This is a genomic window from Paenibacillus sp. SEL3, from assembly GCF_054602585.1.
In genome coordinates, this window is sequence record NZ_CM137725.1 from 4,242,933 (window position 1) to 4,255,923 (window position 12,991).

At 44.9% G+C, this 12,991-nt stretch carries 12 protein-coding genes and 1 pseudogene; 8 read left to right on the plus strand and 5 right to left on the minus strand.

The window, feature by feature from the left end; all coding sequences use genetic code 11:
- Positions 1-23: 23 nt before the first annotated feature.
- Positions 24-1,214, minus strand: coding sequence for an MFS transporter (locus tag ACYCS5_RS19565; RefSeq protein WP_459760009.1), 1,191 nt, complete (start codon positions 1,212-1,214; stop codon positions 24-26).
- Between the two features lie 216 nt (positions 1,215-1,430).
- On the opposite strand from ACYCS5_RS19565, the gene ACYCS5_RS19570 reads away from it, so the two are divergent.
- The 3 genes from ACYCS5_RS19570 to aroD all read left to right on the plus strand — a co-directional run bounded on the left by ACYCS5_RS19570 (position 1,431) and on the right by aroD (position 4,595).
- Positions 1,431-2,342, plus strand: a complete 912-nt coding sequence (locus ACYCS5_RS19570; protein ID WP_069012907.1) for a LysR family transcriptional regulator — start codon at positions 1,431-1,433, stop codon at positions 2,340-2,342.
- A gap of 129 nt (positions 2,343-2,471) precedes the next feature.
- Complete coding sequence (locus ACYCS5_RS19575; RefSeq protein WP_165149983.1) at positions 2,472-3,728, plus strand: MFS transporter; 1,257 nt, start codon at positions 2,472-2,474, stop codon at positions 3,726-3,728.
- Positions 3,729-3,830: 102 nt separating this feature from the next.
- On the plus strand, positions 3,831-4,595 hold the full coding sequence (gene aroD, locus ACYCS5_RS19580; RefSeq protein ID WP_069012909.1) for a type I 3-dehydroquinate dehydratase: 765 nt from the start codon (positions 3,831-3,833) through the stop codon (positions 4,593-4,595).
- Between the two features lie 104 nt (positions 4,596-4,699).
- Here aroD and ACYCS5_RS19585 read toward each other — a convergent pair whose 3' ends face one another.
- A complete protein-coding gene (locus ACYCS5_RS19585) occupies positions 4,700-5,272 on the minus strand; it encodes a shikimate kinase (protein ID WP_029517614.1) in 573 nt (190 codons plus the stop codon).
- A gap of 554 nt (positions 5,273-5,826) precedes the next feature.
- Between ACYCS5_RS19585 and ACYCS5_RS19590 the strand changes: the two genes are divergently transcribed.
- From ACYCS5_RS19590 to ACYCS5_RS19600, 3 genes are all read left to right on the plus strand, one after another.
- Positions 5,827-6,519 (plus strand): pectate lyase, encoded by a 693-nt coding sequence (locus ACYCS5_RS19590; protein WP_029517613.1) that lies wholly within the window; start codon positions 5,827-5,829, stop codon positions 6,517-6,519.
- Between the two features lie 146 nt (positions 6,520-6,665).
- Positions 6,666-7,703 carry an aminoglycoside phosphotransferase family protein gene (locus ACYCS5_RS19595; protein ID WP_459761328.1) on the plus strand — a complete coding sequence of 346 codons (1,038 nt, stop codon included), beginning with the start codon at positions 6,666-6,668 and terminating at the stop codon, positions 7,701-7,703.
- Positions 7,704-7,757: 54 nt separating this feature from the next.
- The gene (locus ACYCS5_RS19600; protein ID WP_025721310.1) at positions 7,758-8,756 is read left to right on the plus strand and encodes a glycosyltransferase; all 999 of its coding nucleotides are present in this window, start codon (positions 7,758-7,760) and stop codon (positions 8,754-8,756) included.
- Between the two features lie 291 nt (positions 8,757-9,047).
- On the opposite strand, the gene ACYCS5_RS19605 is transcribed toward ACYCS5_RS19600, so the two are convergent.
- From ACYCS5_RS19605 to ACYCS5_RS19615, 3 genes and pseudogenes are all read right to left on the minus strand, one after another.
- Positions 9,048-9,197: a hypothetical protein gene (locus tag ACYCS5_RS19605; RefSeq protein WP_459761362.1), complete on the minus strand. Its 150-nt coding sequence runs from the start codon at positions 9,195-9,197 to the stop codon at positions 9,048-9,050.
- Between the two features lie 22 nt (positions 9,198-9,219).
- Positions 9,220-9,414: pseudogene (locus ACYCS5_RS19610) on the minus strand (hypothetical protein); the annotation flags it as partial.
- Positions 9,415-9,504: 90 nt separating this feature from the next.
- Complete coding sequence (locus tag ACYCS5_RS19615; protein ID WP_459760010.1) at positions 9,505-10,713, minus strand: MFS transporter; 1,209 nt, start codon at positions 10,711-10,713, stop codon at positions 9,505-9,507.
- 216 nt (positions 10,714-10,929) lie between these two features.
- Here ACYCS5_RS19615 and cysK point away from each other — a divergent pair, with 216 nt between their 5' ends.
- Positions 10,930-11,853: a cysteine synthase A gene (gene cysK, locus ACYCS5_RS19620; protein WP_165149991.1), complete on the plus strand. Its 924-nt coding sequence runs from the start codon at positions 10,930-10,932 to the stop codon at positions 11,851-11,853.
- A gap of 132 nt (positions 11,854-11,985) precedes the next feature.
- The gene (locus ACYCS5_RS19625) at positions 11,986-12,963 is read left to right on the plus strand and encodes an aldo/keto reductase (protein ID WP_459760011.1); all 978 of its coding nucleotides are present in this window, start codon (positions 11,986-11,988) and stop codon (positions 12,961-12,963) included.
- The last annotated feature ends 28 nt before the right edge of the window (positions 12,964-12,991 follow it).

Consider the following 12,991-nt stretch of genomic DNA (forward strand, 5'->3'; position numbering starts at 1 on the left):
AGCCTCCAAGTAACGTGTGTAGTTTAATGAAACACTTTTTTATATCGATAAGCAACAAACACGGCCAGCAAAATACTGACTACAGCAATCGCAATATCCAGAATGAATACGGAGGTAATTCCCAGACTTTTGGACATGCTCCCGGTAGCCAAAGGCATCAGGATGAACGATAGGCTGGCTGCTATGTTTACGAGAGAAGTCGTAGTTCCTTTGTTCTTGCGGAAAAATTCCGTCATTACCGTAAGGGCAATTTGGAATATGCCTGCGGTAGACAAGCCGATTAAGAATGAACTGATCAAGGTAGCGACAGGATTGTGCCATACAATTAAAGCCAGCAAAGAAAGCAGGGCAATAAGCGGATACACAATCATGACGGTAATGGGCCTAATGAATCTACCAAGTACCATAGCCAACAAAATAACGGAAACTAGTGAACCTATACTATAGTAGCTAAGCAGCTTAATGGCGCTGGCTTTGTCCATGCCAAGAGCCTCTTGTCCAAAGGTAGGAAGCCATAGCTGCACGATCATGAACAATACAGTTGAAGTAAAACCGATAATAATCAGAGACAAACCTTCTTGCCAAAACTTAGGCTCGCTGTGGAACGAATCCGTTGATTGACCAGTCTCGGCTGGAGCCTTTTGTTCCTCGGCTTTGTGGTTGGGGAAAGCGGTCATTGACAAGAAAATCCCGTTCAGCAGATAAATTCCTGCTGGAATAAAGAAGGAATATCCATAGAACATATCGTGATTAATAAAAAATGCAATCATGAAAGGAATAACAATGGCACCGATCGAGATGGATGCTTTGACTAGGACGGTTGCAGACCCGGCTTTTTTTCCGAACCCTTCAATGAGTGCGGGATAAGTCCCCGCATCCATCATCGAGTTGCAGAGCCCTGCGATAATGGCAAACACGAATGCCAAGGTGTAGTTAGGTGCAAGCGGAATACCGATTAGGAAGATTAAATAAGCAAATGATGCAATAACAATCAGTGGTTTCCTTCCGTATTTATCTGACATTTTTCCGGCTACTCCGAGAGCGAGCAGTTTACCGATTCCAATCGCTGACACCAGATAGCCGATGGCTGCTTTATCCGTGTTCAATTGCACGGTCAGAAAGCTCATATTCGACGAGAGAATAACATTAATCATACCCAGAAGAAAATAGTTGATATAAAGCCCTGTTGCCATTCTGATATAAGGATTTTTCATAAGTGTAACTCCCAACATAAATTTTAGATCAATGGCCTAGGTAGGCATCGTCCAGGTGTATTAAAGTACGCCCACAAACAAGTGAAAATATTCACATAATGTCTATGTCTTAATTATATAAGGGGTGATATTATAAATCCAATGCATATTTTTATCGTTTTTCATAGTTTGGGTCTATAATTTAAAATATGAATTAAAGAAGGGAATTACATAATTATGAACCTGAAGCACTTACAATATTTTCGTGTACTTGCGGAGATGGAGCATTTTACTCAGGCAGCTATGCGGCTATGTATCACTCAACCCAGTTTAAGTCATGCGATTTCAGAATTAGAAAAGGATTTGGGCGTTCATCTGTTTGAGAAGCAGGGGAGAAATATTCGATTAAACAAATACGGACGATTTTTTCTGAAGTATGTGGAGCACGCGATGGATGAATTGGAAAAGGGGGAGCATAACTTACGGGAATTAGTGAGTCCAAGTCATGGTAATATAGATTTGGCGTTCATTTACACACTAGGTTCACACTTCATTCCAGCAATAATCCAAGCCTTTTCAGCTCTGGATGCCCGTAAAGACATTTCCTTTTCGTTTCACCAAGGGAATACGAACGATATTATTCAAGGCCTGAAGCAGGAACACTATGACGTGGCGTTCTGCTCTCACGTGGAAAATGAACCGGATGTGGAGTTTATTCCGTTGGCTCAGCAGGAACTGGTGGTCATTGTTTCGCCTGATCATCCACTGGCTTCTCTGGACCAAATTGATCTCAAGGATACAGCAGATTACCCGGTGATCTTCTTCAACAAAAAGAGTGGGGTTCGGCCCATTATTGAGAATTTGTTTGCCAAGGCGGGCGTTACGCCACAGATTATTTGCGAGATTGAAGAAGATACGGCAATGGCAGGACTGGTGTCTATCAATTACGGGATCGGAGTTATGCCCCGCATTTCATCGTTAGATTATTTTAACGTCAAAACATTGCCTATTATTAATCCAGAATACGAGCGTTTTATCTACCTAGCCAGCATTAAAAATAGATATTTATCCCCGGCAGTAGTAGAGTTTCGGAACTTTGCCCTAAGTTACGGCAAGGAGTTTTATCTGAAAACGCATCAGCGTGTCTAAGCCGGAGTCTCGCAATATTTAAACTTGATAAATTTTAAATTGTGTTCTATACTTCATCATCGACACAAGCAATGTGAAATGATTCACGTTTTGATACTACAAGACTTACTTACAAAAGCAGGTGAATTCATGATGAAACGTACTTCTTTTCCAGTGGCGACAGGACTTTATGTAAACTATCTTTTGTTCGGCATGTTTAATATTATGCTGGCATCGCACATGTCCTTTTTAACAGAGCATTTGCATACAGATCAGGCGGGCATCAGTCTCTTGGTTTCTGCGATGGGATTTGGCAGGTTGTTTACCCTGTACATATCCGGGGTGCTCTCCGACCGTTATGGTCGTAAGCCGTTTATTGTGGCAGCCGGGCTACTGATGGCTGTATTCTTGGTCGGTATACCGCTGAGTTCCAGCTTTGAGATGGCGATCGTACTGGCTGTGCTGGCAGGCGTAGCGAATTCTTTTCTTGATTCAGGTACTTATCCAGCGCTGATCGAAGCTTTCCCCCAATCCTCTGGTTCGGCTACAGTATTGGTGAGAGGTTTTATATCCGTTGGGGCGGCATTTTTACCGCTAATGATTATCTTTTTTATGAATCACGATATTTTCTACGGGTTCTCTTTCTTTTTACCTGCCCTCATATTTGCTTTGAATGCAATGTACTTGTTCAAAATGAAGTTCCCAGACATGCGCGTGCAGCCCGCCAAGGGGCAAAGTGGCGGTAATTCTGTATCAAGCCTAGCGGGAAAATTGGAGGCAAATGACCGGAGTAAGCCGCGGTTTTGGCAGGAAGGGCTATGCCTTATCTTGCTCGGATTTACGGGACCTACCTTGCTTTATATTGTGCAGTTATGGTTGCCTACTTTTGGACAACAGTTTATCGGTATGACCGAATCAGAGTCTCTCAGATTATTAGTTTATTACAATATGGGTTCGCTGGTTTCCGTGTTTGTATTGGTCATTGTGTTAAGAAAATGGGTTAAACCAGTTCACATTATTCTTATTTATCCATGTATTTCCCTGTTGGCTTTTGGAGCGCTTCTCCTTTTCAAGTCAGGGGCTGCGTCCATTATTTGTGCGAGTGTTATCGGGTTTTCAATATCAGGTGTACTTCAGCTGACATTAACCGTAATGAGTGAATTTTTTAGTCAACGAAAAGGACAGATTACCGGGTTTGTTTATACAGCAACCTCGCTTTCATACACGATCATTCCTGTGTTTACAGGCTTTCTGTTGAAACATTCTCAGATATCGAGTGTTTTTATGCTAGCTATTATTGTGAATGTGCTAGGGATCGTACTGGCGGTGTTTGTTAATTTTCGGTACAGTTTAGTTTTTCCAGCAAGTCGCAAATTGTCGCCTAAAATTGCACTTGAACCCAAATAACGACGACTGGATCATATCATCTGCATGCTTATTCAGAATGCGTTATACTATGAATTATTGTACATGTTCGACTTGAAACTGTAATTTGGGAGTGAGAAAGAGATGGCTAAAATCGTAAAGGTGAAAGATGTCCTGATTGGTGAAGGAGCGCCAAAAATTTGTGTGCCCATGGTGGGAGAAACGTTGGAGCAGTTGAAGGAAGAAGCTACTTATTTACGTACGCTCGACCTGGATATCGTGGAGTGGAGAGTCGATTTTTTCGAACATGTGGAGGATCTGGAAAAGGTAAAGGCTGCCTTACATGAAATTCGGTCTATTTTAGCCAATATTCCACTCGTATTTACGTTCCGTAGCGCTCGGGAAGGCGGAGAAAAGGAAATCAGTGCGGCGAGTTATGTGGAATTGAATCGTACAATAGCCGCAACGGGGCAAGTCGAACTTATTGATGTAGAGCTTTTTAATGAGGAGGCTGATGTGAAGACGCTGGTAGAAGCAGCACATAAGCATAACGTGTATGTGATTATATCTAATCATGACTTTCATAAGACGCCGTCGAAGGAGGAGATTGTTTCCCGATTATGCAAGGCGCAGGAATTGGGAGGCGATCTGCCTAAGATAGCAGTGATGCCGACCAATACAGCCGATGTGCTCACTTTGCTGGATGCCACGCGTACTATGGCAGAAGAGCATGCAGATCGGCCGATTATTACGATGTCGATGGCGGGGAAAGGTGTCGTGAGCCGCCTGACCGGAGAACTGTTTGGTTCGGCTTTGACCTTTGGTGCCGCTAAGAAAGCTTCCGCACCGGGGCAGATTCCTGTCACTGAACTGAGAGAGATATTGACGGTGCTGCATAGCCATTCTTAAAAGACGGATGGCATGCTCGCCAGTCAGTAATATATCCGCAGTGAACCAAAAAGGAAGGCCCCCATGCGATAAGCATGCTGGAGCCCTCCTTTTTGGTGTAACTCTTAATTCAATCCCCGAGTAGGTTCATATAACTCCCAACCTAGATTCAGCGTTTGAATAATATAGTCTGCGACTTCTTCCGCATCCAACTGATCTGTATCGATCTTGGAGTGATTCACCGCGTAGATGTCCTGTCTGGAACGGAATAAATCCTCAATTTCCCCTAAAGTCTTGTTTTGTAGATTAGGACGGGTGTCAATCAGCATCTTGAGCCGATCTTTCCAGGAATCCCAATTTAAATCCAAGAAGAAAACAATCGATGAAGCCAAACAAGCTTGCTTCACCTCTTCCTGTAAAAATGCACCACCGCCAACGGAAATGATTTTAAGGCGTGTGTTGCTGCACAGCTTCAAAATATGCTCTTTTTCAATCTCACGGAAACGCTTCTCTCCATAAGTCTTGAAAATCTCTGTTGTTGGCATGTTGTACTCTTGTTCAATCTCCTGGTCAATGTCCACGAAATCGCGATACAGCTTGCGCGCTAGATGGGAACCGATCGTTGTTTTACCTACACCCATAAAGCCGATGAGCACAATATTTTGTTCTTTTAATGGAATCTCACTATTGTTTTGCACGATAACCACTCTTTTCTCACCAGTAATGTTGAGATGTAACGCTTCAAAGCACTAAATACATTATACGTTCATCAACCGTGTCATTCAATAGTATAGATCACATCAGCAATGAGGTATACGATAAAAGGGACTCTGAATACCAATTAAGTGATAAACAGCAGGCAAACGAAACAAGGTATTCAAGTATTGTTTAATGTGTAAATTGAAGAAAAACAAACTTGTACAAGTATAAAAGAGGCAATTTTATGTACTAAATTGAAAAAAAGGACATATTTTGCCGAGAAATATATTGAAATTACTGGAAGTGTGATTATAATAGAATTATACAAATTGTAAATGTAATCGCTCTATTTACAATTTGTGCTTTATATAATTTATGAGACAAAATTACTTTGAACCAAAAACCAAGTATACATATGCAAATAGTTGAATGATGCTTTATAGACGTGTATCGGTCATTGGGTTCATTGTGCGAAGGTGGTGATACGGTCTACACGTTCTAGTCAACGAAGAGTTGGAACAATGAAAAATATCTACGAGAGGGATGAATTGACATGAAAACAAACACAGCTAACGTATTGAAAAAGGGAATCAGTATCGCTTTATCAGGAATGTTGGTCGCCTTATTTGTCGGCAATTATTCTGCACATGCAGCTCCAGAAGTCGTTCATAAGACCATACTTGTTAAAGCTGGAGAAGTTTACGATGGTAAAGGCAAGACTGTAGTGGCTGATCCCGATACCTTGGGAGATGGAAGCCAGAAAGAGGCCCAAAAGCCTATTTTCAAGCTTGAAAATAATGCAACACTGAAAAATGTGATCATCGCTGCCCCTGCTGCGGATGGGGTGCATGTATATGGCAACGGCACAATCTCCAACGTAACGTGGGAGGATGTCGGTGAAGATGCCTTGACGCTTAAAGAACCAGGCACGGTAAACATTACGGGTGGTGGAGCGTTCCACGCATATGATAAAGTATTCCAAATTAATGCCGAAGGCACGATTAACATTAAAAACTTTAGAGCCGATGATATCGGTAAGCTGGTTCGCCAACTTGGGGGCTCTACTTTTAGAGTGAATATGACTTTGGATAACTCGGATATTTCCAATGTAAAGGACTCGATCCTGAGATCGGACGGTCCTAACAGCAAAGCTAAAATTACGAATACTCGTTATCATAATGTAAAACAATTGTTCAAAGGTTTTAAATCCAGTAATACGAGTGAATCCGGCAATACTCAATATTAATTGGTATAGAAGAGAGTAAGGATAGGAGTACGGATGTGATAAGGGGCTGCCCAACAGGTCGTATGATCTGCTTGGGCAAGCCCCTTTTTGGGTGCAGCGAGTTACCCCAAAATGATCTGGGCTTCGTTCGGAACGAGGACTGTGATATGATCGTGCTATTACATTTTATACAAAAAAGTTGGGTGGCTATGAATTCTTTTCATAAATATGTGAATGTTGACGGTACCTTAAATGATACGCTGGTGCGGAATCGTGAGGTTTTATATACAGGTACGAATGGCCGGCATGTGGAACGTTTTTACGTGTCATCCTCTGAAAGTTATATATTTAAACCGCTAACCAACGATGATCAGAAGGGGCGGGAGAGATGGGTGTATGAGCATGTGCTTCCTGCGTTATCACCGATCTATCCCCGATTGCTAGCCTGGTCTGATGCAGGTGTGGATGGCGGAGAAGAATGGATGGTTTTTGAGGATCTTGGTCCGTTACATCATCTACACGCAGACGAAACTTTATTGCGAGCTGTTAGACTTGTTGCATGGTGGCATGCTTTGCCGACGGATCGTTTTGCTGGGATACCGCTGCGGGGACCAAAGCCACTCATTCAGGAGATGGTGTCCGAGCTATACACGCGCAAGCCGGATGTGTTACAGCTTTGCAGCTCACTAGGATTATCTAAGCAACAGATGCAGCGTATGTATGTACAGCTGGAGCATGTATCTTTTTCACAGCAGCTTGTACTGTCTCATGGTGATCTTCATCCGGGGAACTATGCGCTGAGCGGGGAACGGCTTATGGTGCTGGATTGGGAGCATACTCATCTGAACACACCGCTGTGGGATGTATATCACCTGATCGACATGTCCCATCCGTTGTTTCCCCGACGCATGACGTCCGAATTGCGTATTCGTATACTGGACACCTACGTGGAGCAGCTGGAGCTGTTGGGGATAAGAGTGGATCGAACGGCTTTTATGCTGGAATATGACATGTTTGCTGTGGTATTTTCGCTCTGGATGCTGTTGTTAATCACAAGTGATTTGCAAAGGATTGGAACGCACCTGCATAGAAACGGCGACAAATGGTCAAAAGAGCAATTAGAGTCCCAGTTGGACGAAACGTTAGCCTGTTTGAACCAGTGTGCTGCGATGATGGATTGGGGACAAGCCCAGCGATGTAGATAGTAGCTTAAGACATAGACCGTATTTAGTTAGCCAAAGAAGGTAGGGAATATATCCATGAAAAAAGTTGGTTTGGTCATGAGAAAAATACAATTTGCTGAAGCACAGGGTCCACGTATTTTTGCAGAGCGTCTGAAGCAGATCGGGTTGGAATTGGGGGTGGACATCGTATTTGTATCACCGGAGCGCCATGTGAGCAGTCATGACTGGCTTCCGGGTTATGAACACGAAAAAGGCGACCTGGTCAATTATGACGTCGTACTGGACCAACTCCATGAGCAGCAGATTGAGCACGTTATTTATACGGTATCTGGCTTTACCTATTTGAACATGTTTTTTAAAAACAGCGTGCTTTTTCCGCATAGTTTTCCTGATCCGGCACTGACAGGCTATGAAATGATGAAGCCTTTTTATCAGATCGTGGACAAGGCTATCGTACAGACTGCCTTTCTCAAGCAGGAGATGGCTTCGAAGTTTGGCGTAACCGATGTGACAGTCATCCCGATCGGATTTAATGAGCGGCTGGTGGAAAAGCATTTTGATCCCTCGCAAGTGGTAGAGAACCGGGTGATGTGGATTGGTAGAGATGAGGAGAACCGACGTCCGGATTTGGTACTGGAGTATGCGAGGCATAATCCTGACAAGGATGTCTATATGGTATTTGGCGGTGAACGCTACAAGGAAAGTATGAAGAAATATGATATCCCGGACAATGTTAAACTTCAATTTGCGTTGACGCAAGATGAGGTGTTTGCGCTGATGAACACGGCGAAGGTGTATTGGAGCTGCTCCAAATTTGATACGTTCGCCATGCCGCTGACCGAAGCGCTCGCTATGGGTAAAATCGTCGTTAAGCCAGAGCATCCTTGCTATGGACATATCAGCTCTACGCATTCTTTTTCAGGGAATGAGAAAAACTGGTTTGAGCTGGTCAATATGGCTGCCGCCTCACCCCGCCGGGTTTCTACAGAAAATCAGGCATACGCCATGGAACAGTTTTCAAGTCAGGTGATGAAGCAGGGATACCGAGACTTTTTTGATCATTGGTTAAGCTGAGCAGCGAGGCATAATACTGTGGTTGCAACTCGCGTTTGGGTATCCAGAGTGAAATAAAAATAACCCGCAAGGGGGTCACTTTTTTTCAAAAATTCCATCTTGCGGGTTACGGTTCATCATTGACTTATCGTTTGGACTTTACTGGAACCGGGGTTCCTTTTTTAAAGCGAACCGGTCTTCTCGGAATTCTGTTAATGCCGGAGTCCTCCGATTTGGAAGGTAATGCTCTACGAGTTTTCTTTGTTGACAGTAAGCTTTGATTGGTTCTGCTGAACTCAACAGTGTAATTGTCTACAGATGAATCAATGGCAAGTCGGCGCATCCCCACTCGTCTGGATGATCCTCTGCTATCGTTCCAACACCAATGAAAGTCATGGTCAGTACTTCTCGGAAGCCGTGTGCGGTACGTACCACGCCACCTATTGGAGTGATTCTCAGCATAATAATAGAATGTGGTTCCCCCTACAGACCCGCTCCATACTTCTCTCGTATCACCAGGCTCTAGCCGATACCAGCCCATTTTAGAATAATTCATGGGATGACAGTCGGAATCGGGATAAGCATAGGCAGCATAGATCGTGCTACTCGTGTTGTTTGTGAAATAAAGGCTCATTATAATACACACTTCTTTCCTCATAATTTTGTATTGCAATATCATACTATGAGGAATTTGGAAGAAGAGAGTGGACAATATCTCTCAATCTATGAAAAATGAACCATTCGTTTACGTCCAACTTGCTAAACGATTCTATGACTGTATCTCCGCTATCGCTTCAGTATGAACTGTTTTGCGATCCACAATGTAGCTGACTAACATGAGTAGCACACCGCCGACAGTAATTAGTGATGCAACCCATGGAATAGCGGCTAGCCCCATTTGATTAATAACAACTCCCCCGATAAAAGCGCCGCCTGCGTTGCCCAGATTCAATGCGGAATGGCTGGAGGTAGAGGCAAGCAAAGGAGCCTCATAGGCCAGATTCATGATGCGAACCTGAATACCCGGCATGATGCCAAACGCGGCAATACCCCAGATAAAGACGGTAATAACCGCCAATACCTTGTTTTGAAGCGTAAACGTCAGAATGGCCAAAATAATGGCCAGTACAGCATAGTTTGCGATTAGGGATGGGAGAAGTTTCCAATCTGCGAGCTTGCCGCCAACGATGTTGCCGATCGTTACCCCTAGGCCAAACAGGACGAGAATCCAGGTAATGCTATGCTCGGCAAAGCCGCTAATATCCGTGAGTAAAGGCGTAATGTACGTAAAGACAGTGAACAGACTCCCACAACCGACTGCACCTGTGAGCAACATCAGCAGCACTTTTGGATTAAACAGGCTTTTGACTTCTTGCTTGAGACTGGAAGGCTTGTCCTGATGAATCACCGGAATATATCGAATGATACCGAAGAGAGAAATCAAGCCGATGACCACAATGGCTCCAAAGGAAGCACGCCAGCCGAGTTGTTGTCCGATAAAGGTACCAAAGGGTACGCCTATAATGTTCGCCACGGTCAAACCGGTCAGCACCATAGAAATAGCACCCGCGCGTTTGTCAGGACGAACCAATCGGGCAGCGATCAGGGAACCGGCTCCCAAAAAGGTTCCGTGCGATAATGCAGTAGCCATACGGGCAGCAATCAGAAGTTCGTAATTGGGAGCAATGACGGAAAAAAGATTACCTAAAATGAATATGGCCATGAGTAGGCATAGCAGCTTTTTCTGCGGTACCTTATGAGTTAATACGGTAAGCACAGGTGCACCAATAGCCACACCAAGTGCGTAACTGGTAATTAACTGCCCGGCTTGCGGAATTGTAACATGAAGATCATGGGCTACATTGGGCAGTAGTCCCATAATGACGAATTCGGTCATGCCAATGGCGAAGGCACCAAGGGTCAACCATAGCAAGGAGGGAGGGAAGCGGTTTGCTGTCATATTTTCTTGAGTACTCATAAGTGTCTTGTATCCTCCTGAAAAAATAGTAATGCGAGTATATCACTACAGGCGATATCTGGCGACCCATTTTGCAAGAATTTCACATACTAAGTTGATGAGTTTTATGTAATTTACAAAAGCGACAGGTAGGAAGGAGCCAAGTGTGTTATTTTGGTAGTATGATATGAAGATCGTAAATAACACTGTAAGAAACAATCTAAGGAGGATACAACGATGGCACCTAAAGTGGTACATAGTATTACAGATTTAATAGGAGATACACCTTGTGTAAGACTCCAACGGCTCACAGGGCCGCAGGATGCGGAAGTGTATGTGAAGCTGGAGTATTTTAATCCAAGCGGCAGTGTTAAAGATCGAGCGGCGGGCAACCTGATTGCCGAGGCGGAAAAGGCAGGACATCTAAAGCCGGGAGGCACCATTATTGAGCCGACGAGTGGCAACACGGGAATTGGTCTTGCGATGAATGCGGCAGCCCGAGGTTACCATGCAATTTTGGTGATGCCTTCGAATATGACGAAGGAACGGATCAATATTTTAAAAGCCTACGGGGCTGAGGTCGTACTGACACCAGCGGAAGAACGGATGCCAGGAGCGATTCGCAAGGCACTCGAACTGGGGGCAGAAATTGAAGGGAGTTTTATCCCACATCAATTTGAAAATGAGGCAAATCCCGATATCCACCGTACGACGACGGCACTGGAAATTTTGGAACAGACGGAAGGGAAGCTGGATGTGTTCGTCGCTTCTTCGGGAACGGGCGGTACCATTACGGGAACGGGTGAAGTGCTGCGTCAGCATTTGCCAGATCTGCGGATTGTTGTAGTTGAGCCGAAGGGCTCGCCAGTACTATCTGGGGGAAAACCCGGTCCACATAAGCTAGTTGGAACGAGCCCGGGCTTTGTTCCCACCGTACTGAATACGGAAGTGTATGACGAAATCGTGCAGGTTTCGGATGAGGATGCGATTGCAATGACACGGGCGATTGCTGCCCAGGAAGGGATTCTGGTGGGCCCCTCTAGCGGAGCTACGATATGGACGGCGATTCAGGAAGCTCGGCGTTTGGGAGCAGGCAAACGGGTACTTTGCATTGCCCCGGATACCGGAGAGCGATATCTGAGCATGGGGATATTCGGATAAAAAGATGTGGATTGGGACCAAAGTGATACATGAACGTAAGTAAGTGGTAAAATAGGTGTGTGATAGCGGTTCCACTAACTATTCATAGGTGGATAAAGCAGGGAATATTTTGAAGGTTGAAGGAGGAGCAGCATGAAGATTATGCCTTTACAGAAACGTGGAATCTCCGATAGTCGGCTGGCTCTTGGTTGTATGCCTTTTGGTGGAGAATGGAGCCATGCACCGTTTACGCAGGAGCATGTCGTTGAAGCGGAGAGAGCTGTAGAAGCTGCACGATCCATCGGGATTACGATGTTCGATCATGCGGATATTTATCGTATGGGGAAAGCGGAAGAGATTTTCGGTCAGATTTTAAAGGGACAGCCGGGCTTGCGTGAGCAAATCGTAATTCAGTCCAAATGTGGTATTTTTCTGCCAGATGGTACGCTCCCGGGCCGTTTTGATTTCTCATATGCTCATATTATGGAGTCCGTGGATGGGATCCTGAAGCGTCTGGGTACGGAATATTTGGACATCTTGCTGCTGCATCGCCCCGATCCGCTGGTAGAGCCGGAAGAAGTAGCGAAGGCGTTCAGCGAGCTTACGGCATCCGGCAAAGTACGGCATTTTGGCGTTTCTAATATGAATGTAAGCCAAATTCGTTTTCTGGAGCGGAGCCTGACGGAGCCGCTGATCGCTAATCAACTGGAGATGAGCCTGGCCCATCTGCATTTTGTAGATCAGACCGTACATGTGAACCAGCAGGCGGGGACGAATGTACATTTTGGTGAAGGGTTGCTAGAATATTGCCAAACCGAGGATATTCAGCTCCAAGCCTGGGGACCGCTGGCGCAGGGACGTTTTAGCGGAGGTTCTTTGGAAGGGGCGCCTGAGCATGTCGTTAAGACGGCAGAGCTGGTGCAGAAGCTGGCTTCTGAAAAGGAAACGACACGTGAAGCGATCGTCCTTGGCTGGCTTATGAAACATCCAGCACGGATTCAGCCTGTCATTGGCAGCGCCAATCCTGAACGAATCAAAGCATGTCAGGATGCGGAACGCCAGAGCGAGCTGATGACCCGTGAGGAATGGTATGAATTGTACGTCAGTGCGCGCGGACAAGCCTTGCCATAACTCGTTTAAAAGCCCCTTCTTTCGTCTC